This window comes from Fulvivirga maritima (assembly GCF_021389955.1).
Classification (GTDB): Bacteria; Bacteroidota; Bacteroidia; order Cytophagales; family Cyclobacteriaceae; genus Fulvivirga; species Fulvivirga maritima.
The window spans coordinates 3,299,549-3,325,724 of sequence record NZ_CP089980.1; the positions used below are offsets into that span (position 1 = coordinate 3,299,549).

General features: G+C 38.5%; 21 protein-coding genes. 13 read left to right on the top strand and 8 right to left on the bottom strand.

Annotated features, from left to right (window positions below):
- Complete coding sequence (locus LVD15_RS14260; protein WP_233775900.1) at positions 1-504, bottom strand: hypothetical protein; 504 nt, start codon at positions 502-504, stop codon at positions 1-3.
- 165 nt (positions 505-669) lie between these two features.
- On the opposite strand from LVD15_RS14260, the gene LVD15_RS14265 reads away from it, so the two are divergent.
- The 5 genes from LVD15_RS14265 (at position 670) to LVD15_RS14285 (ending at position 10,380) form a co-directional block, all read left to right on the top strand.
- A complete protein-coding gene (locus LVD15_RS14265) occupies positions 670-3,837 on the top strand; it encodes a UvrD-helicase domain-containing protein (RefSeq protein ID WP_233775901.1) in 3,168 nt (1,055 codons plus the stop codon).
- Between the two features lie 81 nt (positions 3,838-3,918).
- Positions 3,919-4,725 (top strand): glucose 1-dehydrogenase, encoded by an 807-nt coding sequence (locus tag LVD15_RS14270; RefSeq protein ID WP_370687365.1) that lies wholly within the window; start codon positions 3,919-3,921, stop codon positions 4,723-4,725.
- 7 nt (positions 4,726-4,732) lie between these two features.
- Positions 4,733-6,565 (top strand): glycoside hydrolase family 15 protein, encoded by a 1,833-nt coding sequence (locus LVD15_RS14275; RefSeq protein WP_233775903.1) that lies wholly within the window; start codon positions 4,733-4,735, stop codon positions 6,563-6,565.
- A gap of 170 nt (positions 6,566-6,735) precedes the next feature.
- On the top strand, positions 6,736-9,582 hold the full coding sequence (locus LVD15_RS14280; protein WP_233775904.1) for a PD-(D/E)XK nuclease family protein: 2,847 nt from the start codon (positions 6,736-6,738) through the stop codon (positions 9,580-9,582).
- Positions 9,583-9,630: 48 nt separating this feature from the next.
- Positions 9,631-10,380: a hypothetical protein gene (locus LVD15_RS14285; protein WP_233775905.1), complete on the top strand. Its 750-nt coding sequence runs from the start codon at positions 9,631-9,633 to the stop codon at positions 10,378-10,380.
- Here LVD15_RS14285 and LVD15_RS14290 read toward each other — a convergent pair.
- Positions 10,370-11,704 (bottom strand): carboxypeptidase-like regulatory domain-containing protein, encoded by a 1,335-nt coding sequence (locus LVD15_RS14290; protein WP_233775906.1) that lies wholly within the window; start codon positions 11,702-11,704, stop codon positions 10,370-10,372. The two genes, LVD15_RS14285 and LVD15_RS14290, sit on opposite strands and share 11 nt — an antisense overlap.
- Positions 11,705-11,831: 127 nt before the next feature.
- Here LVD15_RS14290 and LVD15_RS14295 point away from each other — a divergent pair, with 127 nt between their 5' ends.
- On the top strand, positions 11,832-13,202 hold the full coding sequence (locus LVD15_RS14295) for a cystathionine beta-synthase (protein ID WP_233775907.1): 1,371 nt from the start codon (positions 11,832-11,834) through the stop codon (positions 13,200-13,202).
- 202 nt (positions 13,203-13,404) lie between these two features.
- On the opposite strand, the gene LVD15_RS14300 is transcribed toward LVD15_RS14295, so the two are convergent.
- Positions 13,405-13,566 carry a DUF1328 family protein gene (locus LVD15_RS14300; protein WP_202245868.1) on the bottom strand — a complete coding sequence of 54 codons (162 nt, stop codon included), beginning with the start codon at positions 13,564-13,566 and terminating at the stop codon, positions 13,405-13,407.
- A 250-nt stretch (positions 13,567-13,816) separates the two neighbouring features.
- On the opposite strand from LVD15_RS14300, the gene LVD15_RS14305 reads away from it, so the two are divergent.
- The gene (locus tag LVD15_RS14305) at positions 13,817-15,292 is read left to right on the top strand and encodes a tetratricopeptide repeat protein (protein WP_233775908.1); all 1,476 of its coding nucleotides are present in this window, start codon (positions 13,817-13,819) and stop codon (positions 15,290-15,292) included.
- Positions 15,293-15,297: 5 nt separating this feature from the next.
- On the opposite strand, the gene LVD15_RS14310 is transcribed toward LVD15_RS14305, so the two are convergent.
- The gene (locus LVD15_RS14310) at positions 15,298-15,885 is read right to left on the bottom strand and encodes a hypothetical protein (protein ID WP_233775909.1); all 588 of its coding nucleotides are present in this window, start codon (positions 15,883-15,885) and stop codon (positions 15,298-15,300) included.
- Between the two features lie 203 nt (positions 15,886-16,088).
- On the opposite strand from LVD15_RS14310, the gene LVD15_RS14315 reads away from it, so the two are divergent.
- Positions 16,089-16,808, top strand: a complete 720-nt coding sequence (locus tag LVD15_RS14315; RefSeq protein ID WP_233775910.1) for a pirin family protein — start codon at positions 16,089-16,091, stop codon at positions 16,806-16,808.
- A 54-nt stretch (positions 16,809-16,862) separates the two neighbouring features.
- Here the strand turns inward: LVD15_RS14315 and LVD15_RS14320 are convergent, their stop codons facing one another.
- Entirely contained in the window at positions 16,863-17,603 is a 741-nt protein-coding gene (locus tag LVD15_RS14320; RefSeq protein ID WP_233775911.1) for a lysophospholipid acyltransferase family protein, read from the bottom strand.
- 298 nt (positions 17,604-17,901) lie between these two features.
- Positions 17,902-18,687 (bottom strand): carboxypeptidase-like regulatory domain-containing protein, encoded by a 786-nt coding sequence (locus LVD15_RS14325; RefSeq protein WP_233775912.1) that lies wholly within the window; start codon positions 18,685-18,687, stop codon positions 17,902-17,904.
- Between the two features lie 117 nt (positions 18,688-18,804).
- On the opposite strand from LVD15_RS14325, the gene LVD15_RS14330 reads away from it, so the two are divergent.
- Positions 18,805-20,577 carry an OmpA family protein gene (locus tag LVD15_RS14330; RefSeq protein ID WP_233775913.1) on the top strand — a complete coding sequence of 591 codons (1,773 nt, stop codon included), beginning with the start codon at positions 18,805-18,807 and terminating at the stop codon, positions 20,575-20,577.
- Positions 20,578-20,625: 48 nt separating this feature from the next.
- On the opposite strand, the gene LVD15_RS14335 is transcribed toward LVD15_RS14330, so the two are convergent.
- The gene (locus tag LVD15_RS14335) at positions 20,626-20,982 is read right to left on the bottom strand and encodes a hypothetical protein (RefSeq protein ID WP_233775914.1); all 357 of its coding nucleotides are present in this window, start codon (positions 20,980-20,982) and stop codon (positions 20,626-20,628) included.
- Positions 20,983-21,167: 185 nt separating this feature from the next.
- Here LVD15_RS14335 and LVD15_RS14340 point away from each other — a divergent pair, with 185 nt between their 5' ends.
- Positions 21,168-21,506, top strand: a complete 339-nt coding sequence (locus tag LVD15_RS14340) for a single-stranded DNA-binding protein (RefSeq protein ID WP_233775915.1) — start codon at positions 21,168-21,170, stop codon at positions 21,504-21,506.
- 51 nt (positions 21,507-21,557) lie between these two features.
- On the opposite strand, the gene LVD15_RS14345 is transcribed toward LVD15_RS14340, so the two are convergent.
- The gene (locus LVD15_RS14345; protein WP_233775916.1) at positions 21,558-22,100 is read right to left on the bottom strand and encodes an ExbD/TolR family protein; all 543 of its coding nucleotides are present in this window, start codon (positions 22,098-22,100) and stop codon (positions 21,558-21,560) included.
- A 95-nt stretch (positions 22,101-22,195) separates the two neighbouring features.
- Here LVD15_RS14345 and LVD15_RS14350 point away from each other — a divergent pair, with 95 nt between their 5' ends.
- From LVD15_RS14350 to LVD15_RS14360, 3 genes are read left to right on the top strand one after another with little or no spacing between them, the layout of a single operon-like run.
- Complete coding sequence (locus LVD15_RS14350) at positions 22,196-24,199, top strand: BatA domain-containing protein (RefSeq protein ID WP_233775917.1); 2,004 nt, start codon at positions 22,196-22,198, stop codon at positions 24,197-24,199.
- Between the two features lie 24 nt (positions 24,200-24,223).
- Positions 24,224-25,492, top strand: coding sequence for a dihydroorotase (locus LVD15_RS14355; protein WP_233775918.1), 1,269 nt, complete (start codon positions 24,224-24,226; stop codon positions 25,490-25,492).
- Between the two features lie 48 nt (positions 25,493-25,540).
- Positions 25,541-26,083 carry a DUF4199 domain-containing protein gene (locus tag LVD15_RS14360; RefSeq protein WP_233775919.1) on the top strand — a complete coding sequence of 181 codons (543 nt, stop codon included), beginning with the start codon at positions 25,541-25,543 and terminating at the stop codon, positions 26,081-26,083.
- Positions 26,084-26,176 lie beyond the last annotated feature (93 nt).

Genomic DNA, 26,176 nt, shown 5'->3' on the forward strand with positions numbered 1-26,176 from the left:
TTATTCGGCCGTGCCGCTAAGTCTTAAGAAGAGTTCAAAATCTGAAGGCGCCGCGTCTACCGAGCCGGAAACTACTATTTGAACTTCATTGTCATCAGCCAATGCCTGGTTGATGACATTGAAGAAAGTATTGTCCTGAAATCTGATGTTCTGACCTGACGGATCATTGTTAATAGTACTAATCTCCACCGGAGAAAGTGTTACCGAAGCACTAGTCTGCACTATGCTTAGTGTAATGGTAATCGTTTCCGCTTCTCCAGAGAAATTATTCACTCCGAAAAACATTTGAGTAATAGCGTAATCAGGATCAGACATGCCATTAACATCATTGCTAAAGTCAAAAGAAAATGTAGGAGCAAATGCCGTTGAATTGGTTAGCGGTAAAGTTATACTTTGCCTTTGGTCTAGTTCTGCGCGGGCCGGAGCTTCATCGCCATCATCATCACTACAAGCTATCAATAATAAGCCTACTATTAGAGCTGCAAAAAATTGGGTTAGTTTCATACTAAAAGTTGGTTTTATGAAAAACAGTAAATTATCAGCTTTTTCATGAATATAAAAGATATTTAAAACATTATAAGAAGGTATGTAGGTTTTGAATAGAAAGTTAGCGTAATACTCAGGTCAAAAGTTTATTCAGCGCTTTCGTTTTTATAATTTTACATTCACATGTCTGCAGAAAGTTTCATAATTTATAGATCCTCAGCGGGTTCTGGTAAAACCTACACGCTTACTAAGGAGTACCTTAAGCTCGCATTAAAGAGTACACGTTACTACAAATACATCCTGGCCGTGACCTTTACCAATAAGGCCATGCAGGAGATGAAAAACAGGATTATACAGAAACTACATGAGTTTTCTGAAGGTAAAATGGATGGCATGGCTGAGGAGCTAATGGCTCATGCTAACTTAGATGAGACTACTTTTCAGCTCAAATGCAGGCAAATACTCACGGAAATACTACATGGTTATTCTCACTTTTCTATTAGCACAATAGATGCCTTTTTTCAAAAGGTAATCAGAAGTTTTGCTAAGGAATTAGGCCTCGCCGGTAGTTATAGGCTGGAAATGGATATTGATCTTATTCTTATTCAGATTGTTGATGACCTGCTTTTTGAGGTAACAGACAATAAGGACATTAGAGAGTGGATCATTCGCTTTGCGCGAGAAAACCTGCAGGAAGGTAATAATTGGGATGTAAGAAGGAATATCAAAGACCTGGCGCGTGAGCTTTTTAATGAGAGCTTCAAAAATATTGAAGATGAAATAGCGGGGCATGATCACACGCTGGTAAAGAAGTTAAAAGCTGCTGTAGATGAAATAATAGCTGTTTTTGAGAATAAAATGCATTCGTTGGGAACTGAAGGATTAAGCCAGCTCAAAGCCAATGGTTTAGAAATAGCCGATTTTTCATATGGCCGAAGTGGTGCTATGGGCCATCTCTATAAAATCTGTAAAGACAATAAATCTTACGAGCCGGGCAAACGCTTACTCTCCGCTATGGAAGGAGGCAGCTGGTATAAGAAAACCTCAAAAAAGGCCGATGTTATAGATATGGCTTTGGCCTCTGGTCTGGAAGATATATTGCGGCAATCAATAGATTATTATGAGCAGCAGTTTGAGGTGTATAGCACGGCACTTCAAATCAAAAAATTTTTGTATGGTTATGGTCTGCTGGCTGATCTGGCACGCAAGCTACAGGAATATAAAAAGGAAAATGATGTCATGCTTATTTCTGATGCTACTCGCTTTTTGAAAGAGCTGGTGCAAGATGCAGACACCCCTTTTGTATATGAAAAAGTGGGTTCTTTTTACAGGCATTACCTTATTGATGAGTTTCAGGATACCTCCGGCTTTCAGTGGGACAGTTTTAGGCCGTTAATAGATGATAGCTTGGCGCAAGGTTATAAAAACCTGGTGGTAGGAGACATTAAACAGTCCATTTATAGGTGGCGAGGAGGCGACTGGGAACTGCTTTTAAATAAAATAGAAAACGATATTGGGTCAAACCGTACCTCCAACAAGGTACTGGATACCAACTTTAGAAGTGAGGCTAATATCATTCAGTTTAATAATAGCATTTTTAAACTTCTGCCTCATGTGCTAATGAATGCGGGTGGCAGTGATCAGGATCCTGAATGGCAGGTGCTGGATCAGGTGTATGAAGATACTTACCAGAAAATACCACCTCATAAACTTGAAAACCCTCAAGGCTATGTCAATATCACTTTTCATAAAGATGAAGAGGAAGATAAGTGGAAAGATAAAGTAAGTAGACAGCTGCCACTGGTGGTAGAGGAGCTGCAAGAGAAAGGCGTTCCTTTGAAGGAAGTCGCCATTTTGGTGAGGACAAACAGGGAAGGTAAAAGCATAGCAGATTATCTTTCTGACTACGAACAATCCGGACAAGCTAAAGAGGGCTACAGATATGATGTAGTGTCTAATGAATCCTTGTTTTTGGCAGCCTCACCGGCCGTACGAGTGGTGGTGTCAGCACTACGTTATCTGGGAGATGCAAAAGATAAGGTGGTACAGGCTCAGCTGGTATATGATTATCAAAAAGCCATTAAAAAGTCAGATGAATCAGTAAGCAAGCTCATGCAGTCTATCAGCCAAGGGAGGTTTGAAGAATGGCTGCCAGCAGAATTTTTTGCAAGAAAAGCCTATTTACTCCATTTGCCTTTTTATGAATTGGCGGAAGACTTGATCAATATTTTTCAGGTAAACCAGCTACATGGGCAGTTTGCATACCTACAAACCTTCCAGGATCTGATATTGAAGTTCACTCAAAATGAAAAGGGTGATGTGTTCTCGTTTTTAGAATGGTGGGATGAGAAAGGTTCCAAAGCCAGTATTAAGGTGGCTGATGACCTTGATGCTATTAGAATAATGACTATCCATAAGTCAAAAGGCTTAGAATATACTTCTGTTATCGTTCCTTTTTGTGATTGGGAAATAGACCATCAGCGTTCTCCTATTATCTGGACGGCCTCTGATCAGCCGCCTTTTAACATAGGGCACTTGCCGTTGAAATATAAAAAGGATCTGGCTGCCACCGTTTATAAGAAGGACTATGAAGAGGAGAAGATCAAGGCGCATTTAGATAATCTCAATGTGCTCTATGTGGCCTTTACCCGGGCAGCGCATAACTTATGGGTAATGGCTCCTGATAAGAATAGACAGATATCTAAAGTAATAAGAGATACTCTTGAAAATAGTAATTTCGAGTTGCACGAAGCTTGGGATGCGGAAAAAAGTGTGTTTGAGTATGGAAATAGAGATTATAAGTTTGAAATAGAAGAGGAGCCAGCCAAACCCGCACTCACTTTAAAGAGCTATCAGCATTTTGATTGGCGACAGAAAATAGCTGTAAAAAATGCAAGTAAGGATTTTACCGAAGAAGATAATCGTCGGGTGAAGATCAATTACGGAATCCTGATTCATAAAATGCTGGCCAGTGTGCAGGTTCTGGCTGATCAGAAGCAGGCTTTAGAGGGCTTGCGCTATGATGAAGGACTTAATAAAGATCAGATTAAAGAAATATCGGCCCTTTTAAAAGATCTTTTGGCTAATCCTTCAGCTAAAGGATGGTTCACGTCAGACTGGAAGGTGTATAATGAAATGCCCATAATAGTGCCCGGTGCAGAGTACCGATTAGACAGGGTGATGATAAAACAAAATAAGGCCATTATTATTGATTATAAAACGGGTATTCCTAAAAGAGCAGATCAAAAACAGATGGCCAATTACAAATCATTACTCGCTGACATGGGCTATAATGAAGTGCAAGGCTACCTCTGGTATCTTGGCGAAAACCGAGTAGAAGAAGTGCTTTAGAAAGGTATTATTCCTTAAAAGATGCCTTTTAGGCTAACAATTTTTCATGGTAGGCATTATTATAATGTTGTTTTTAATTAATTGACCATGAAAAAACTAGCTAATCAAACCGCCATAATTACAGGATCAAGTTCAGGAATAGGACAGGCCATAGCCATAGCCATGGCTAATGCAGGAGCCAAAATATGTATAAACTACCATAGTAGTGAAGAAGGTGCGGAAGAGACTCAGGAAGAAATAGAGAAAGCCGGAGCCAAATCTATCATAGTTCAGGCTGACACCAGCAAGCCGGAAGATGTCAAAAAAATGTTTGACAAAACCATTGAGGCTTTTGGTACGGTAGATATTGTGGTAAGCAATGCCGGCGTACAAAAAGATGCTCCTTTTCTGGAAATGGAATATGAAGACTGGAAAAAGCTGATAGATATCAACTTAAACGGTCAGTTTCTCTGCGCAAAAGAGGCCGCCAAAGAATTTATTAAAAGAGGAATAGTCAAAGACAGATCTGCCGCTGCTGGTAAGATTATCTGCATGAGTTCTGTGCATGATGTTATTCCCTGGGGTGGGCATATTAACTATGCTACCGCTAAAGCAGGCATACTTATGTTCGTGAAAACGCTCGCTCAGGAGCTTGGGCCACACAAGATTAGAGTGAATGCCTTAAGCCCGGGAGCTATTAAAACGGATATAAATAAAGATGTATGGTCTGATGAGGAGGCTAATAAAAAGCTTAAAGAGTTAATTCCTTATGGCAGAATAGGAGAGCCTGAAGATATAGGAAAAGCTGCAGTGTGGCTCGCTTCTGATGATTCTGATTATATGCATGGCCAAACACTTTATATAGATGGAGGGATGACCCTATACCCGGGTTTTAGTGATAACGGATAAGAGATTTATGAATAAAGAAGAAAGTAACTATAACCCCATAGCCAACTATGGGGTTATTGGTAATCAAAATACTATTGCCCTGGTAGGAATGGATGGAGCCATTGATTTTATGTGCTTCCCCAGGTTTGACTCACCATCCATTTTTGCTTCTATTTTGGATAAACAAAAAGGAGGCAGTTTTCAGATTATTCCTGATCTGAAAGACGTTGACTATAAGCAGCAATATTTGCCAGAGACTAATGTTTTGGTCACTCGCTTTTTGGCTTATGAAGGCATGGTAGAGATTACTGATTTTATGCCAGTAAAACCGTTAGAAGGTAGCTGTGAGCTGATTAGAAAAGTGACTGTAATCCGGGGAAAAGTGGCCTTTAAAATGAAATGTGAGCCCCGCTTTGAATATGCTCGCGAAAAAGGTAAAGCTATAGCTAAAGATTCAGGACAGGTGTTTTTTGAAGATGGTGAACAGGCAGAGTTTATTCGCCTGGTTTCAGATGTTCAACTTACTGCCGGTGAGCATGATGCCACGGCTGAGTTTGAGCTGGAAGAAAAGGAATCGGCTTGTTTTGTGCTGGAAGCGGTTAATTCAGAAGATGAAACTGATGAATTCGGAACAGACTTAAACGGAAAAGTACACCAGCTTTTTACAGAAACTGTAAACTACTGGAAAAGTTGGGTAGGTAAATCAAAATATAAAGGCAAGTGGCTGGATATGGTGCATAGATCTGCGCTTACTTTAAAGTTGCTTACTTCTCATAAATATGGAGCTCCCGTAGCAGCAGCTACTTTTGGTTTGCCAGAGCACATAGGTGGCACCCGTAACTGGGATTACCGGTTTACCTGGATCAGAGACGCTGCCTTTACCATGTATGCTTTTATTCGCCTCGGTTATACTGCAGAGGCCGGTCATTTTATGGATTGGATTCGCCACCAGTTTGATGAAAATATGCAGGATGGTAGTGAGCTACAGCTTATGTACGGTGTAGATGGCCGTGCTGAACTCAAGGAAATAGAGCTCGATCACTTGGAAGGATATATGCATTCCACTCCGGTAAGAATAGGAAATGAAGCCTATGATCAGCTGCAGATGGATATCTATGGAGAGCTGATGGATAGCATTTACCTGTATGATAAATATGGAGAACCTGTCACCTATAATTTCTGGGAATCATTAAAAAGGCATATTGAATATGTGTGTGATAACTGGCGAGCAAAAGATCATGGCATTTGGGAGATTAGGTCGGAGAAAAGGGAGTTTCTGTACTCACGTGTTATGTGCTGGGTGGCAGTAGATAGAGCCATTAGACTGGCTGAGAAGCGGTCTTTCCCATATCCTTTTGAGCGATGGAGAAATGTGCGTGATGAGATTTATAAAAATGTGTATGAAGACTTTTGGAATGATGATTTAAAGGCCTTTGTGCAATATAAAGGGGCTGATGTGCTGGATGCCTCCGCACTGCTAATGCCGCTGGTACGTTTTATCAGTCCTTATGATCCGCGCTGGCAAACCACTATGGAAGCTATAGAAGAAAAGCTGGCTACAGATTCATTGGTTTACCGATATAATACAGAGCATGATATAGATGGACTGAGCTCGGAGGAGGGTACTTTTTCAGTATGTTCATTCTGGTATGTGGAGTGCTTGTGCCGTGGAGGTCAGTTAGAAAAGGCCAGACTGTTTTTTGAGAAAATGCTTTCTTATGGAAATCACTTAGGTCTTTTTGCGGAGCAAATAGGGTTGCGTGGGGAACAGTTAGGTAATTTTCCACAGGCTTTCACTCACTTGGGGCTAATAAGTGCCGCTTATGCTATAAATAGAGCCATTGATGTGGATGAAAGTTGAGTGCGCACTCTAGAATAAAAAGATCTAGGGATTAAGCCAATACTCTGGTAATATCAGCAGGCTCAGGGAGATAGCTCTATAAAATTTATTAGCTTCGCTCTTACTTTTAATGGTAAAAGAAAAATACTCCTTTTCTCTCGCTAAAAGAGAGGCTCAGAGTAAGACTATCTATGAAAAGATTCATCCAGGAAATAGCTGAAGATATTTTACAAAAGCATGGTGAGCATTTGGCAGATGTAACCGTCATTTTTCCTAACAGAAGAGCGGGTCTTTTTTTAAGAGAAAGTCTGCGAGATCTGGTTAACAAGCCTACCTGGTCTCCTAATATTCTCTCTTTTCAGGATTTTATAGCTCAGCAAGTGCCTACTCAAGTAGCTGATAAGCTGTTTTTAACACATCAGCTATTTGATGTTTACAATAAAATAATGAAAGCTAAAGAAGGTTTTGATCGCTTTTATTATTGGGGACAAATGCTGCTAAAAGATTTTGATGATGTAGATAAATATCTGGTCAATACAGAAAATTTATACACTAACCTAAGCAGGCAGAAGCAGTTGGATCTCACTTTTGATTTTCTTATGCCTGAACAGAAGGAAATTATTCAGCGCTTTTGGCAAGGCTTTGATCAAACTAAATCAGAGCAGAAAGAACGGTTTGAGTTTGTTTGGGATCGGCTTTTTAAGGTTTACACAGAATTTCAGAGATTACTCAAGAGCCAAAACCTGGCCTATGAAGGCATGCAGTACCGCTATGTAGCGGAAAATCTGGATAGGTTGACCTTTAAAAAAAGTAGCGGCCCGGTTATTTTTGCTGGGTTTAATGCATTGAATCTGGCAGAAGAGAAGATAATAAGCTTCTTTTTAGAAAAGAAAAATGCCGAAATGATCTGGGATCTGGATGGTTATTATCTGGAAGATAAAAATCAGGAGGCAGGCGTTTTTCTTCGTGAGTATAGAAATAAAAACATTTTTGCTCCTACTTTCCCACAAGATGTACCTCATTTCTTAAAGAATACCCCTAAGCGGATTGAAGTGGCCGGCGTGCCTCAGTATGTGGGACAAGCTAAGATTGTTGGGCAGCGGCTGGGAGAGTTGCTGGCTGAGAATCCTGATTTAGACCTACGCAAAGTAGCAGTAGTGCTGGCAGATGAGGCTTTGCTTTTTCCGCTACTCCATTCTTTGCCGGAAGGCATAGAAGCTATAAATGTGACAATGGGTTTTCCGCTGGCCTATGCGCCTATAAACAGCCTTATAGAGCATATTCTGGATTTACAGCGCACCATTCGTCATGATCCTGATGGAAATGTCATGTATAGCTTTAAGCCAACACTGGCTATATTGAGGCACCCACTAGTGCTACCTTTTGATACCGAGGCGATAGAAAAACTAGCTGAAACCATAGAGGCGGATAATAAGGTCTTTTTGATTCAAAGTGACCTGATAGAGCATCCTTTGATTTCTGCGATATTTCAGGAAGCCAGAGATAAATTGGTTACTTACCTGTCTCACATTTTGCTGGTGCTACATGGTGGAAAGGAGAATGCAGAGATAGAGGTGGAATACATCCATCATTTTTATCAGATACTTAACCGATATGAGGAGCTGCTGTCTGATGTAGATAAAAAAACTGATCTGGCATCTTTCAGCAGATTGTTTAAACAGCTGATAAGCACCGAAAGGCTACCTTTTTCTGGTGAGCCGCTTAACGGTTTACAAATCATGGGTGTGCTGGAAACTCGTAACCTGGATTTCGAACAGGTATTTGTACTTTCTATGAATGAAGACCTTTTTCCATCACAAGGAGGGAAGCATTCATTCATTCCTTATAATCTTAGAAAAGCCTACGGACTACCTAATTTTGATCAGCAAGATGCTATCTATGCGTACCTTTTCTACAGACTTTTGCAGAGGGCTTCTTCCGTAGAATTTTATTATAATACTGAAGGTAACGATATGGGCGGTGAGGAGATGAGCCGCTTTTTGCAGCAGCTTATCCATGAGTCTGGCTTTGACATAGAGCAGCGCGTTTTGGCTAATTACGCTGAACTGGAAGAGCGCCGGGAAATAGTGATAGCAAAAGATGAGGAGGTGCTAGCTCGCTTAAGGCGCTATTTGTTAAATAATGGCCGCGCATACCGCAGGCTGTCTCCTTCAGCACTTAGCACTTATCTGGATTGTCGTTTGCGCTTTTACTATCGCTACGTAGCTGATTTATATGAAAAAGATGGCATTGATGAAGATGTAGATGCCCGTTCATTGGGTAATGTGCTACACTATGCTATGGAGGTGCTTTATGATGATTATATTAAAGAGAGAAACAGCGGCATTGCCATAAGAAAAAGTGATTTCAAAAGCTTAAGACTTAGGTTAGAAAGGGCTGCTGTGCGGGCATTCAGGGAGCAATTCTCTGTAAGTGAAGATAGGGTGTTCTATTTTGAAGGGAAGAATATCATCGCCAAAGAAATCATTAAAGACTTTATGAGTAGCATCCTCAGTTTGGATGAAAAATATGCTCCTTTTGATTTGATAGGAGTAGAAAAGAAATACGAGCTAGACCTGCCAGTACAACTCAATAATCAAGAGACAGTTGTGGGGTTACGTGGTACTATTGACAGGTTGGATAAAAAAGATAATCATGTCCGCTTGATTGATTATAAAACCGGGCAAGACAAGCATAATTTTGATGAAATAGCACTACTTTTTGATAGAAAGAAAAAGAATAAGGTGGCCTTTCAGACCATGTATTATGCTTTGCTTTACCAAAAGGAAAAAGCTCCTGAAGAGGTAATGGTGCCAGCTGTTTTTAATAAAGATGCACTATTTCTTGGAGAGGATGTATTGCTGGCTCATAAGAAGTTTGGAGAGGTAAATAATGCTGAGCTTTTTCTTGCCGAATATACCGAGCATCTCAAGGAGCTGCTGGCAGAGCTTTTCGATCCTGAAGTGCCTTTTGATCAGACTGATGACGAACAGAAATGTAAGTTCTGTGCTTATAGTAATATTTGTGCCCGAGGATGATGTGCCTGAACTAATTTAACTCAATTTTTCACTTAAACCTTTGTTGAAATGAGATCTCTACTGCTATTAACTTTTGTGTTATTCAATACCTGGGTAAATGCTACGCCTACTAAATTGGTGGTAAGAGCTAAGGCTAAAGATGCGAAGTTCATAGGATCCTCTATTGGAGGCGCGTTAGTAGTAGTTCGTAAAAGTGCTACGGGCGAGCTGTTAGCGGAGGGCATGACCGAAGGGAGCACGGGCAATACCTCTCTGATCATGAAGGACCCACAGGAAAGGTATAAATCCATAGTGGACGATAATACCGCTAAATTTGAAGTGGTATTGGATATTACAGAGCCGGTGTTTGTAAATATTGAAGTCACCGCTCCTTTTAATCAGCCACAATCCTCTATTGTGGCCTCTACTCAGCTATGGCTTATTCCGGGTAAAGATATAGATGGAGAAGGCGTAGTGCTGGAAATTCCTGGTTTTATAGTGAACGTGCTTACCCCACAGACGCATGAATCTCTTTCAGGCAAAAAGACTACAATTTCTGCTAATATAGTGATGATGTGCGGCTGCCCGCTAACTAACGGTGGCCTGTGGGATGCTGAGAAAATAGAAGTCAGAGCAATGATTAAAGAGGAAGGAAAAGTATTAACAGAATTGCCTCTCCATGTTAAAGAAAAGGCCAATACTTTTGAAGAAGAATTCTCCTTTTCTGATTCTGGAAATTATGAAATTGTGATCTACGCTTATGATCAAAGAACAGGGAATACCGGCGTAGGTAAAGTGAATTTCAAGGTTAATAATTAGCGTTTAAAAACATTTGAAAGATATTGTCTTCCTTGTGCATCTCTTCATAAGATGTGTAATCATCAGGAAGTGGAATTACGCGGCGGCCATTGTTAAACATAAATTGCTTTTTTAGAGGATTATCCTCTTCACTCAGGTCTTCTTCCACTTTTTCAGTGATAGGGCGCTGCTGCTCTTGCCAGAAGGTGGGCTCATAGCTTATCAGCGGATTAATCATTTCATTATACAGTATCTCTCGCTGATCATAATTTAAATCATTGGCCTTATTATCTCTAAATTCTCCACCTTGTAGTTGTATAGATTCTTTTAAAGTATCCGTATTTACATAGTAGGACGTGTTTAAATCGGCTTGCTTTAGATAATATTTATCATCTATTTTTATGAAATCAAGGCTGAAATTGGCCATTACTCTCGGTATTTTACAAGATTCATATAAAATATCAGAAGCATCTTTATCTTCAATTTCTATTCTTAGCAGAGCAAAATCATCCGCTTTGATATAGGCTTGGCCACTGTAAGTATGTTTCTGAGAAGATAATGAGCTAAAGCCAATGACTAACACTTCGGAGTCATCATATACCGTGAGGCTGTCAATAGTATAGCGAAATTTGCTCTTGTTTTTTTTATTGAGTGGGCCATCATATAAATACTCACTTTTAGCTCTTGAAAGCTTGTCTATTTCTAATGTTCTCTGTCTTTGAGAGTTGCATTCTGAAGGTAAGCTGTATTGTGATCTGCGCATGTTTTTCCATTGTGCTATGTCGTAAGAAAATAAGCTGTTTTTTCGGTTGTATGACGGGTTATAACCAGATATGTAAAATACTCCGTAAGCTTCAGTATACCCTTCATAATCACCATTAACCTGAATGGCTTCTTTATAAAAACCGTAGAGGTAATAAGAGTCTTTTCTTAAAAAATCATCAAGACCTTTTTCTACATTTTTTACTATGTCTTTAGGATCTTCCTTTTCGGCCAAAACCACAATCTCACTAAGCATAGTAGTTTTTGGTGATAAGAAAATGGTGTCTATTTTCTGCTTAATGATATTCTCTACCTTGTCTTCAAAGCTTTCAAAACCAATATTAGAGACAGAAAGTGTTTGGTGCAGATAGGAGGTTTCTTGCGGTAATAAAAACTGGCCGTTGCCATTGGTGCTAAAGCCGTATTGCATTTTAGGAAAAGCTACCGTAGCAAAAGGTATGGGTTCATGGTTTTCTTCATTAGCTACCGTTATTTTTATTTGCTCCTGAGCCAACAACATTTGAAATGATGACGTTATAAGGAAGAACAGGAAGATGATAATATGATAACTATAATGTTTCATGAACCAGATATTTCTCTTCAAATTTAACGGTAATGCTGCTAACTTGTTTTGGATAGGGGAAATAAGAAAGTCTTTCTTATAAATTGATTACAGATCTTCCTAATTTTGATGAAAATTTAAAAAGAATATGTATTATAATTCTATTATTGAAGCCATAGGTGATACGCCTTTGGTAAAACTAAATAGCGTTAGTAAAGGTATTAAAGGAACTATACTGGCCAAGGTAGAGTACTTCAATCCGGGCAATTCTATGAAGGATAGAATGGCTCTTAAAATGATTGAAGATGCAGAGAAAAATGGTAGTCTGAAACCAGGAGGTACTATTATAGAAGGAACCTCTGGTAATACCGGAATGGGACTGGCTTTAGTGGCTATAGCAAAGGGTTATAAATGTATTTTTACGCTTTCAGATAAGCAATCACAAGAAAAAATAGATATACTTAGGGCCATGGGGGCTGAGGTAATAGTATGCCCTACTAACGTGGAGCCTGAAGATCCGCGTTCTTACTACTCAGTAGCTAAGAAGCTACATAAAGATATCCCTAACTCCATTTACCCTAACCAGTACGATAACCTTTCTAATACCGCTGCGCATTATGAAACTACTGGTCCGGAGATCTGGCAACAGACTGAGGGGAAAATAACACACTATGCCGCAGGCGTTGGTACTGGTGGCTCTATGTGTGGAACTTCTAAATATTTGAAAGAGCAAAACCCTGATGTGATCTCAGTAGGTATTGATAGCTACGGTTCCGTATTTAAGAAATATAAAGAAACAGGCATCTTCGATAAAAATGAAATCTATCCTTATATGACAGAGGGGATTGGTGAGGACATTTTACCCAAAAATGTGGATTTTAGTCTCATTGATCACTTTGTTAAGGTAACTGATAAGGACGCAGCCATTATGACCAGAAGATTAGCCAGAGAAGAAGGTCTTTTCGTGGGGTGGTCTTGTGGATCTGCTGTATATGGCGCTTTAGAATATGCTAAAGAAAACCTGCAAGAAGGTGATACTATGGTGATTATCCTTCCTGATCACGGAACTAGGTACTTGGCTAAGGTCTATAATGATAGCTGGATGAAGAACCACGGTTTTGATGAAACCAGAGAATACGCTACGGCTAAGGATATTATTACCAAAAAAAATGGGGCGGCTCAACTTTACTCTGTAGAGAAAGGAATGAAAGTAGGTGAGGTAATGAGAGTGCTTAATCAAGAAGGTATTGATCAGGTTCCGGTTGTAGAAAATAATGAATTTGTAGGTAGCGTTTCCACTACTAAATTGCTCGAAAAGCTCATTGAAGACCCTAATTTGAGGGATAAGCCGGTATCAGAGATAATGGATGACCCTATGCCTTTCGTGGCAATGGACAATACGCTTGACGTATTATCTTCTATGATTAACAAAAATAACAAGGCAGTTTTAGTGCGTGATGTTACCGATCAGGTACATATTATAACACAGCATGATTTATTAGCAGCTATCAGTAATTAAGTTTTGGCATAGTACTTGTAATACTTTGTGCAAGGTTGATAACATGTTAATGTAAGTAAGTTTTGGGAAAGGGCCTCACTTTAAAGAAAGTGAGGCCTTTCTTATTTTATAGACTTTTGTATAAACAATGAGGCAATAAAAAAAGCTCTGACTTTACATCAGAGCTTTCAGGTATAATACGAGTTATATAGTCGGTTTATCTTCAGCGCCTTACTGCACCAGAGATCAATGAGATTACAAATAATACTAAGAATACAAAGAATAAGATCTTAGCAATTCCTGCTGCACCGGCAGCTATTCCTCCAAATCCGAATAGGGCTGCTACTAATGCTACTATCAAAAATATTACTGTCCATTTAAGCATAATTGAAAATTTTGTTGGTTTCTGATTACCTATAATGAAATTATTTGGCCAAAATCTACTAATTTTATAATTAGTTGATAATCAGATAATTGTGAAATAATTAAAATTTTTAATTTTCTATTAATTGTAGAATTTTTGATAAATTGAGTAATATTTTACTCAAATAAGCGAAGTGCCTGAACCGAAAGAAATAACCATACAGACTTGTGCTATGTGGAAAAGTCTCTTATATATTCTCTTAATCATATCAATGCCAGGAAGTCTCCTTGCCCAGGGGAGTTATCTTGACAGCCTTTCTAGTGCGTTTAAGAAGTCTGATTCAAAACAGGAGCGGATAGACCTGCTCAATGAAATGGCTTATGAATATACCTATAGTAGCCTAATAGCTGCCAGAGATGATGTGGAGATTAGCTACGAAGCGGCTAAGGAAACCGAATATAAATTTGGGCAGGCTAAAGCATTAAATGTAAAAGGAGTTATAGAATGGAATCAGAGTAATTATGGTGATGCCCTCAAATATTATCTTGAGGCACTTGATCTATTTAAGGCTGTTGGTGATAACCTGGGGGCACTGATTTGCTATAATAATATTGCTGAGAGTTATAAAAAAATCGGAGAAATGAGAAAGGGACTTAGCTACCTGTTTAAAGCTCAGGCTCTTCAGCAAAAGGCATACGGTATTAAGCAACCGCTTATTTCTGTAAATATAGGGGAGGTGTATGTACATGAAAAGGACTATGATTCGGCTACTTTCTATTTTATGGAAGCATTACATAATGATGATATCTATGACCGAGCCAAATCCTATGCTTACAACGGCCTGGCTGATGTGGCTCGTGAAACCCGAGATTATGATGCAGCCACTTATTTTAATAAGCGAGCTTTAGATATTAGAAAGGCTATTAAAGAGCAGCGCGCGGTGAGTATATCATTTACCAAGCTGGCCGAGGTAGCCGGTTTGCAACAAAATTATGCTTTAGCCTTATTGTATTTTGATAGTGCTTTGGTGGAAGCGCATAATGCCGAATCAATGGATCTGAGAATGGATGTGTATGAAAGAAAAGCGCAAATGTTTAAAATGAGTGGCAGGTACGAGCGAGCACTTAAAAATTATATGTTATACTCTCAGTTGAAGGATAGTATTTTTAATGAGCAAAAGGCTAATCAAATAGCGCTATTACAAACTAAACATCAGACGGAGCTATTAAAGCAGGAAAACCAAACCACCAAGATGGAGGTAAAGCATAGAAATGAGATCATATTTATAATAGTGATACTGTTGCTGGCTACACTGGCCATAAGCTATCTACTCTATAAGCAGCGTAAGGTACAGAAATTTGTTATTCAAGAATTGGCAGAGAAGAACAGCCATATCCAATTGCAAACCGAAGAGTTACAGGCACAGTCAGAGAAAATGAGGTTGCTCAATTATAATCTTGAAAACCTAAACGGAACCCTGGAAGATAGAATAAAGGAGCGTACACGAATTTTAAAAGAGCAAAATAAGGTATTGGCTGAATATGCTTACATCAATGCGCATGAACTCAGAGCCCCGGTAGCCACAGTAATGGGGCTGGTTAATTTATTAATGCACTCTAAAACCGAAGGAGAAGAACGAGAAATCATAGAATATCTCCATAAGGCCTCTTCGCAACTGGACTCAGTAATCAGAAATTTAAAATATAGACTGGAAACTCATGATATCCATCTCATAGAAGATGAATAGCTGTTCTAAACAAGAACCAATCTTCGCTTTGAAGGTAGCAATTCCTTGAGTTCTGGTGGAGGTCCAAAATGATTTTTCAAAAAGTTATCTAGCTCATCAAGTGTTTGCTCTGATAATAACTCGGCTATTTCATCTAGAGCAGCCCCGCAAATCATATAAGGCATATGAGCTAGTTCCATGTGATTGCCTTTGCAGTGGGCATAAATCTGATATTCTTCAGAGTCCTTTTGAGATTCGCCTTTAAGCATGCATTTTTCCATCCATGCCTCAGGATTACCAGGGTTGTTTTGCATCACTTGCATTCTGGCAGGTAGATCCATGTTATCGGCAAAGTAATTTTCAATGCTCTGCATAGACTCCTTAGAAATTTGCTTTCTTAACTTTTCTGCGCAGTCCAGGCATATGGCATATTCAAAAATAACATCCTGAGCCTTGAAGCCTTGGTAATTTTTAATGGCCTTCTCGATAAAATACTCACTGTCATCTCCTAATAAATACTTGTCACATTCAATACAGTGATCAAAGGGCATTTCTGAACTAAATGAATGAAACACTTTAGGGATTTCTACCAGATTTGTATTATTATCTTCCATGGTATAAATCTAAGAGATATTATCTGAGTTGTAAAATCAGGCTTATAATTTAACTGATGTTATGACTTCTATTCTTCATTATGAGCCTAATAGACAGTGTGTTAACTCATTAAAATCTGATGATTGAATTTTTTCTGTACTATTTTGTAACAAAAAATGTCAAATCACTGTATTAATGTTTAAACATTGATTAAATTTGAGTCATGAAAAAGATTATTCACAGAGCTAATACCAGAGGCCATGCTAATCATGGTTGGTTAGATACCCATCATACCTTCAGTTTTGCCGGATACTATGATCCTTCTCGAATGAATTTCGGGATGCTTCGTGTCTTGAATGATGATGTAGTGGCTGGTGGAGCAGGTTTTGGCAAACACCCACATGATAATATGGAGATAGTTTCTATTCCTCTTACAGGCAGCCTAAAGCATGAAGACAGCATGGGTAACTCAGGAGTAATTAAAACTAATGAGGTACAGATCATGTCTGCCGGAACCGGAATTTTACATTCTGAGTTTAACCCTAATGAAAATGAGCAGGTGAACTTTCTGCAGATCTGGGTTTTCCCTAAGCAGCATAACATTGAGCCCAGATATGACCAGAAGGCCTTTAAACCAGAAGACAGGTTGAATAAAATTCAAACAGTGGTGAGCCCTGAAAAAGAAGGAGAGGCCCTTTGGATAAATCAGGATGCTTATTTTTCATTAGCGAATATGGAAGAAGGCTTAGAGCTTACTTACGATTTAAAATCACCTCAACATGGGGTGTATATATTTAATCTCTCAGGCGAAGTAGCGGTAGCAGATGAGGTGTTGGCCAAGAGAGACGGAATGGGCATATATGAAGTGGATAAACTCACGCTTCAGGCAAAAGAAAAGTCAGATGTCCTTCTGATGGAAGTACCTATGACGAGTAGAGGATAGAGGCGAAAGAGGTACTACTTATTTAAGTTTGAATGAGGTCTTTGAAAGAAGGCCTCATTTTTTTTCTTCATGCTTTTCTATAATGGCCATCATGGCATTAAAAACTCTTTCTTTTAAAAAGGGTAATTCTTTCAGCTCATATTCGGAGGCATCAATCTCATCTCCAAAAATTACTTTTACACGGCCGGGTTTTAAGTTAAGGGAGCTTGGCGGCATTAATTTGCCTGCATTTAAGATCACGGTAGGCATTATACAAGCTCCTGTTTCAATAGCTATTCTAAAAGCTCCATCATAAAAAGGCTGAAGTGGTAGCGTGGTTCTGTTTTGGGTTCCCTCAGGGAAAATAAGGATAGAGATACCGTCTTTAAGCGTCTGTTTAAGTTCCATGATACTGGCCTTGCGGCTTTCTACGCTAGATCGGTCTACTATTACGGTAACCAGCTTTACTATTATACCAAAAATAGGAATCTTAAGAAGTTCCTTTTTAGCCAATGGTCTAAACTGTCTGGTAATACCCTGCACCAAACCTGGTAAATCAAGAAATGAGGTATGATTACAAGTGTAGATATATGATTTTTTCTTATTGATCTTATGCTTATCAATAATGGAGTATCTGATGAATGTGAAAAAACTAAAGATTAAAGACCATAAGCGGAGGCCAAAAAAAGTAGCGTTTCCATATTTTGCTCCCAGCATGATAGGGAATATGATCAGTGGTAACAGTATTATCATGAATACGGTGAAGATAAGTAGCACCCATATTCTGAAGAGGAATAGAAATATTGTCTTAGCCATTTTCATAAAAGCCGTGAAAATACGAAAAGCAATTTTATTATAGGTCTAATTAATGGCTTTTCATCCTAAAATGTATATTTAGCTCATCACGGCGGTTTTATTATAGGAAAGGAGTTAACTTTTTATGATGAAAATAGTGTCTCAGAAATGTGCATTTTTATAAAAAACAACCTATCTTTAAACTGTAACTAAAAAAATGTTTAACCTCTTTGCTTGCAAAAACAGCTATCACCCGATAGCTGTTTTTTCATTTTATAGCTTATTATTTTAATTCAGAGGGTAGTAGCGGGAGGAGTGATTAGTCTTCTTTAGGAAGCTCTTTTTTCTCCAGTTCCACAAATTTGGTGAGGCATTGGTTTACAGCTACTGCTATTTCGTATTCACTGGAGTTAACAATGAAGTTTTCTTTGAGCTCGCAGTATACCATAAAATCTTCCACTTTATCTTCAGGTAGGCCGGTAAGCTCTATTACCACTCTTTTATTATATTTTTCTTTAGCTAAAAGCTGATTGTCATATGCTTTTTGGTATTGCTGTAGTTTTTTCTTTTCCTTGGCTTCTCTACTCACCTTATTATAAATGGCTGAAATAGGTCCGCCTAATGAAATACCGCCGTCAGGTTTAGTCCATTTAGGTCTGGTAGTAGTATTTAGCATTACTGAAGTTTCATTATCTTTCGCAATAGGCGTTTGCATATTTAAAATAGCTTGTTTCAGCGCCTTTTCATCTCTATAGGCAAATACTTTTACAGGCTGTAGTTCCATGGTAGAAGTGTTCAGCTCTATAGTAAGCTCTATTTTATTGGTCTGTATATTTTCTCTGAGCGCATATGCGTAAGGCTCAAATCCTATGGATGAAAATACTAATGTGTCAGTCTTATCCATGGTAATCCAGAAGCGGCCTTCTGTATTACTGATCACACCCTTATTCGAAGCTTTGTTTACCACATGCACATAAGGCACAGCGTCATGCGACTCCGCTTCAATGATCTTTCCTGTAATTTCTATATTATTGTCCTGACTATATGCGAAAAGACCAGTAGTCAATAATATTATTATCAATAAAAGGTGTTTGAGCATTTTCATATAACGTGAAGATAAAGAAAAATCATCATTTTTTATTACATTATGTCTGTTCGGAGTATACATGTTCTTAACGAACAGCTTTTATTTTTTATATATTTATCAAAAAAGACTTTTTTAATGAAGAACATCTGCGCATTAACCTTATTTTTCGTCTATAGCTTAGTTGGTTTTGCACAAGAATATAATGAGAGGTATGAATTAAAAAACCTGGGCAGAAAAGTAAATACAGCCTATCATGAAGGTGCACCGGTAATCTCCCTTGATGGTAAAACGCTTTACTTTTTCGTTCATAACTCCCCCGATAATACCTACGGAAAAGATGGCAGTCAGGATATCTGGTATACCGAGCTAGATGCCAATGGTGAGTGGGGTGAAGCCAAACATATGGAAAAGCCTCTCAATCAGCACCACTCTAATCAGGTGTTTACCGTATTGCCAGATGGAACGCTTTTTATAAGAGGAGGTAATTCTAAAAATTCAAAAGGCTTTTCTTTTACCCGGAAAGAGGGTAGCGAATGGTCTAAGCCTGATGAAATAGATGTAGATGATTTCAAAAACATGAATCAGGGCAAATTCTACGGTGCTACCATGTCTTCCGATGCTAATTTTATGATTCTTTACTTTAGTGAAAAGTCTAACAGCACTTTTAGTGATTTGTATTTGAGCAGGAAGGTAGAAGAGGGTAAGTGGTCAAGACCGGTGAAGTTGGCTAAGAACTTAAATACAGAAAGAGATGAGTTTGCTCCCTACCTGGCTCCTGATAATAAGACATTATACTACTCTAGTAATAGAAAGGATATGGGTATTGGTAGCGCTGATATTTACAAAACTGTACGCCTGGATGATAGCTGGACTAAATGGTCTAACCCTGTAAATGTAGGCAGGCCTTTAAATACCAGTGCTTTTGATTCTTATATGTCTATTGATGCTTCAGGCCATGTTTTTACAGCACAGTCAGGAAGAACAATAGATGGAGGAAACCTGGATATTTTTCAGCTGATAGAAAAGGATATCAATATTTCTTTGAGAGGAATGGCTTTAGATGCTAAAACACAATCGCCAATTATAGCTCAGCTCATTATAGATCATGATGGAGAGATCGATAGTCTGGAAATTGATAACCTCAATGGATATAAAGTGAAACTCAAAGGAGAAGGGCAAATCAAATTTTCAGTATCAGCAGAAGGATATCACCCTTTAAAGGCTGATTTACTGGTGAAGGATGTAATGCGTGATACCACCATTATTAAAGATTTTGCCCTTAAGGCACAAAAGCAAAACCCTATGCTTACGGTAAATGTATATAATGCAAAAACCAAGGAGCCGCTTAAATCTGAACTCAACATAAAATTCAAGAAAAATAATAAGGATTTTGTAAACGAGGAGCTACCTAATGGCTACTTCGAAAAGGAGCTGACAGAAAAAGGCTGGTACATGCTTACGGCTTCAGCCGAAGGGTTCTTAAATGCCAGCGATAGTATTCAAAATCTGGATAAGTCTGGTAGCTTGCTTACTAAAGATTTATACCTTCTGCCAATAGAAGTAGGTGCTACTGTGAGGTTGAAGAATATTTTCTTTGATTTTGACAAGACTACTTTGAAGCCGGCCTCATACGTGGAACTTAATAAAGTGGTAGAGTTTTTAAAGGATAATCCATCTGTAGAAATAGAGATAGCAGGTCATACAGATAGCAAAGGATCAGATGATTATAACCTTAACCTGTCTCAAGGTAGAGCCGAGGCAGTGGTGAGCTACCTTACAGAACAAGGAATAGATGACTTCAGGTTGGTAGCCAAAGGTTATGGAGAAACCGTACCGCTGGAAACTAATGACACAGAGGAAGGTAGAGCTGTAAATAGAAGGGTAGAGTTTACCGTACTGAAGAAGTAAAGAGAAATAAATTTCATAAAAAGCCACTTCGAAAACCGGAGTGGCTTTTTAGTTAGTATCTCTTTTTACTAAAGCAAAGAAGTTGTTATCAAGAGGTAGGTAGCCATATTCATAGCAGAAGTAATACACGGCACCAGCCTTAGTGGTATAGGTGTTAGTATAAAAATTAAAATCAAATCCTTTTTCAACTAGTCGGTCACGGTGGGTTTTTGCTTTTCCATCTGGGGTGAGCCCCATGAGAATCCTCCGATTTTTCCTCAGTGTAGTATTTACGGTTCTGATGTAGTTATTACTATCACTATTGAGCTTGTTGTTGTATGCATTTCTGCATAAATCTGAACAGAACTTCTTATCCGCTCTTCCGAAAATCGTAGCTCCACATTCTAAACACACTTTTTCTTCCATCGCATAAGTGGTTGATGATTAGAATTATATCCGTTTGTAAGCGTTTACAAACGTTTATAAGTGTAATTTAAATGAATGCAAACATTTATCATACGATTAATGCAATTATCTCCTGTTTACTTTGCTCTCATCATCGGCTACTTAAGTCGGCTTTTTTAAAAATCATTACTTATAAAATTAGTATTATGAAAAATTTAAGAAACAGCGTTCAGTTAATTGGTAGGTTAGGAAAAGATCCTGAAGTGAAAAGTTTAACCAGCGGTTCTACATTAGCCACTTTTACATTGGCTACTACAGAAAGTTATAAAAATACTGCTGGTGAAAAGGTAGAGGAGACCCAGTGGCACAATCTGGTAGCTTGGGGTAAAACAGCTGACATTGCTTCTCAATACCTAAAGAAGGGACAGGAGATTGCTGTAGAAGGAAAGCTCATACACAGGTCTTATGAAAATGCGAAAGGAGATAAAAGGTATGTTACTGAAATCAATGTAAATGAAATTTTAATGTTGAATAAAAAGCGATGAATATAATGAAGGCTGTCCTAAAGTAAATATTGCTTTTAGGACAGCTATTTATTAATCCGGTTCAGCTATGGAAATATTCATTGGTATGCCGTCAGCAGCTTTTCGCATCACCATCATTTCTTCATTAGTATTGCTGAGTTTACGATATTCCTCTGCAGTAATACCGGCACGCTGTGCATAAATCTCATAATAGGCCGCTTTTGCAGCATCCAGTATGGTTATAAACATTTGCTGAGAGGTGGCGCGGTTGGTTTTAATAGAAACCACTGCAGCCTTCGGATTATCACTCAAATCCTTATGTTGACCATTATTCATTATAAACTCTTTAAGCTCTTCTTTCAATCCTGTTGCATCATTTCTTCTTTCCCCTTCTATCATCAACTGGTCTTGTGAGTTAATAAGGATTTTGAAAATGTTTCTTTCATGCATTTTTTGCACTGGCTGATCATCAATATCAGGAGGCAATTGTATAGTGAGGCCCTTGTCACTAGCTATAGTAGTGGTGATCATAAAAAAGATTAAGAGCAAAAAGGCAATGTCGGCCATAGAGCCAGCGTTAGCCTGAGTAGGTGTTTTTTCAATAATAGATTTCATTTTTTATCACTTTTTATTGATATAATCGTGATAAGATTGAAAGTCACACCCTCAAAAGCTCTGATCATTCCGTATTTTTTCTACTTTTGCAACTGATGAATTTTATATACCCACAATTCCTCTACGGTCTTTTTGCGCTAGCTATACCTGTAATAATTCATTTATTCAATTTTAGAAAGACTAAAAGGGTATATTTCTCTAATACCAGATTTTTAAAGAAGGTAAAGGATGCTAGCAGTGCCAAGCGAAAGCTTAAACATTACCTGATATTGCTCAGCAGATTGGCTTTTATCTTCTTTTTGGTAATCGCTTTTGCTCAGCCGTTTATCCCTTCAGAAGAAGATACTGATGCTTCTACCCAAACTCTGATTTATTTAGATAACTCTTTGAGTATGAGTAATGAAGTGGCTGAAAGCATTTCGGCTTTTGATGAAGCGGTAAGCTATGTGAATACGCTGGCTGATATATACCCGGCATCACATGAATATAAGATTCTAACTAATGATTTTAATAGTTACTCTAACAGCTTTAAGAGTAAAGGAGACATCAATGATCTCACTACCGAGATTAGACTCAATGGTATAACCCGAAACTGGGAAGAAGTAAAAGACCGGCTTTTGCTGGATTTGGATGAAGATCAATCTTATGAAATATTCTGGATCTCTGATTTTCAAAATTCTACCTCCGGCAAACCTGAGACAATGGCTTATGACAGTAACTTTCATGTCAACCTCATTCCTTTAAATTTCACATCTCATAATAATGTCTATGTAGACTCTGTATATCTTGACAATCCTTTTTTAATAGGTGATGAGAAACTGAAGCTTAATGTGGTGCTGAGAAATATAGGCACTGAAGAAGTGAGCGATCTGATAGTAAAAGTATATGTAGATGAGGTGCAATCGGCTACTTCGAGTGTAGACCTTTCGCCAAACGGTAAAAGCACTACTACTTTTGACCTGGCCATAGACCTGGAAGGTGATAACAAATGCCGAATAAGCTTTGAAGATTTTCCTGTTACTTTTGATAACGACTTCTACTTCACCATAAATGGTAGCCAGAAGGTAGATGTGTTGGAGATCAAAAACGATCAGGCGGTCTCTAATATAGAAAATGTGTATGGTAATGAGCAGCTCTTTAATTTTAAAAGCTTTAGCTACTCTAACCTGGACTACAACCTTATTCCTGAAGCGGATTTGGTGGTAGTAAATGAAATAGATCAGCTAGACCCTTCACTGGTCGGGGCTCTGAATCAATATATCAGCAATTATGGTCATGTAGTTTTTATTCCTTCTTCTACCCCTGATATTAACAGCTATCACCAGCTGCAACAGTTGGGCAGGGTAAGCAAAGCAGACTCAATCAGCAAAATGGCTATGGCCTCACCTGATTTTGAAGATCCCTTCTATGAAAATGTTTTTGAAGAGGAAAATGCTAATCTAGTAATGCCAGAGGCTTCTCCTATTATTCAATGGGGTAATGATCGTACTGCACTTATGCGCTTTAGAAGTGGGACGCCGTTTTTATCCAGACTGGGAACCAGAGGAGGCGTGTACATTTTCGCTTCTCCTTTTACTGAGGAATACACTAATTTTCAAACACATGCCCTTTTTGTGCCAGTAATGTACCGAGCCGCCGTGGAGAGTGCTTCTACAGAAAACAGGTTATATAATTTCATTGATAATCCAGTACTTACTTTCAAAACAGATACTTTGAGTAGCACTGATGATGTTTTTAAACTGGTTCGCGACGGTGAAGAAATGATTCCTATCCAGCGTATCAGTGGTAATGTAGCGTATCTGGAAGCTCCTAAGTTCTCTTTATCATCAGGGTTTTATGATCTTACCTTTCAAGGAAGAAAAATCACTTCATTAGCATTTAATAATTCTCCGGCTGAGTCTGATTTAAGGCAAATGGAACAGGATGAATTACAAAAAGTGTTTGATGGCGATGTTTCTATGCTCAGCGTAGATAATAACGACCAGTTTAGAGGAGAATTAGAAAAAAAATATATAGGCCAGTCTTTATGGAAATATGCCGTAATATTGGCCCTGCTGTGCCTCTTAGTGGAGGTTTTATTAATTAGATTTCTACCATAAAAATTTCATTTTTAATAAAAAAGAATGAAGAGTATACTTATTAAATCTGCCCGAATAGTAAATAACGAATCATCTCATCATGGCAAAGAGGTGAACGTACAAGTAATTGATGGGAAGATAGCGTATATAGGTGATGATACACCTAACTCTGACGAGACAATAGAAGCCCAGGGAATGATCTTGAGTGCTGGTTGGTTTGATCTCCAGGCGGTATTTGCTGATCCTGGACATGAGCATAAAGAAGACTTGCTTTCCGGTGCAGCTACTGCAGCAGCCGGCGGTTTTACCGGGGTGGCTTTGTTGCCTAACAACAAGCCGGTAACTCAGGGGAAAAACGATGTTAAATACCTGAAGTCTAACAATCAGGAGACACTCACTCAGCTATACCCGATAGCTGCGGTAACGCTAGATTGTAAAGGTGAGGAGCTTACGGAGATGATAGACCTGCAGGCTGCCGGAGCCATCGCTTTTTCTGATGGTCTGCGCCCTATATGGCATACTGATATTTTGCTGAAATCATTACAGTATTTGCAGAAGTTTGACGGAGTGCTCATCAATAGACCTGAAGATGTTCATTTGAATATGTTTGGGGTGATGAATGAAGGGGTAAGCAGTACCCAGTTAGGTATGAAAGGCATGCCTACCTTGTCAGAAGAGTTGATTGTACAGCGTGATTTGGAGCTGCTGGCATATGCGGGTGGTAAGTTACACTTCTCTAATATTTCTTCAGCCAAATCTGTAAGCCTGATCAAAGAGGCTAAGAAAAAGGGCTTACAGGTAACTTGTGATATGTCAGCCTACCAGCTTGATTTTGATGATGAAGATTTAATGGCCTTTGATACTAACCTTAAGGTAAACCCTCCTTTCAGAACAGCAAAGGAAAATAAGGCCTTATTAAAGGCACTTAAAGAAGGTGTAATTGATGTCATAGTTTCTGCTCACAACCCACAAGATGAAGACAGTAAAAAACTGGAATTCGATCTGTCTGATTTCGGTATTAACAGTTTGCAAACGGTCGCGCATAACATAGCTACTTTAGCTAAAGATGTGGAAATAGAAGCCTTAATAGAAAAAGTCACTGCCGCTCCCAGAAGAATTTTAGGGCTTGAAAATCCTGTAATTGAAGAAGGTAAAGCAGCTAACCTAACCTTGTTTTCTCCTGATTATGAATGGAAACTAGAGTATAAGTCTAACTTTTCTAAGTCTGAAAACTCACCTTATTGGAATAAAACCATAAAAGGGAAGGCTATGGCTACTTTTAATAATGGGAAGAGCCATATCCATAAGCAGTAATCTCGAGATCAAGTAATTAATAAGAAGATAGTAATCGTAATTTAAGGAATGAAACCTATAGTTAAAGTGCCATTGAAGTTTGGCCTGTTTGGAGCATTGTTGGGAATGGTAGTTATTTTGGTGCTTTATTTTATTAATCGCCATCCCTTATTAATTCCGCCACATCTGGATTTTAGGATATTGCTTTTTGCGGTATTCATATTCTTTGCCTTAAAGGAGTTTAAAGACTATTATAATAACCAGATGCTCAACTTTTGGCAGGGCATGATAATAGGTTTTATTGTATACCTGGTCATCGGCTTACTGGTGGGGTTAGGGTTAGTTATACTTTGCCAGGTTGTGCCTCATTTTCTCACTACATATATTGAGGGAACCATTAATGGCATGATGCTTAATAAGGAGCAACTTATTCATGGTGAGGAAATTACCATCACAGAAGCACAGTTTAATGAGCAGATAGAAGAAATGCGTAATGCCACTTCTGCTGTGGTATTTTTTGATTACCTGGGGAAAAGTCTTTTCATAGGCTTTCCTATAACTATCATTATTTCCATCATTATGCGTAGAACGGAAAATAGGTTTTCTAAGTAGCCTAAAATACCATTTACCATTAATTAGTGCCTTGCAGTTTAATATGTTTTGAATTTAGCCGTATCCGTTATATTTTGGTTAAAATAATCAAAG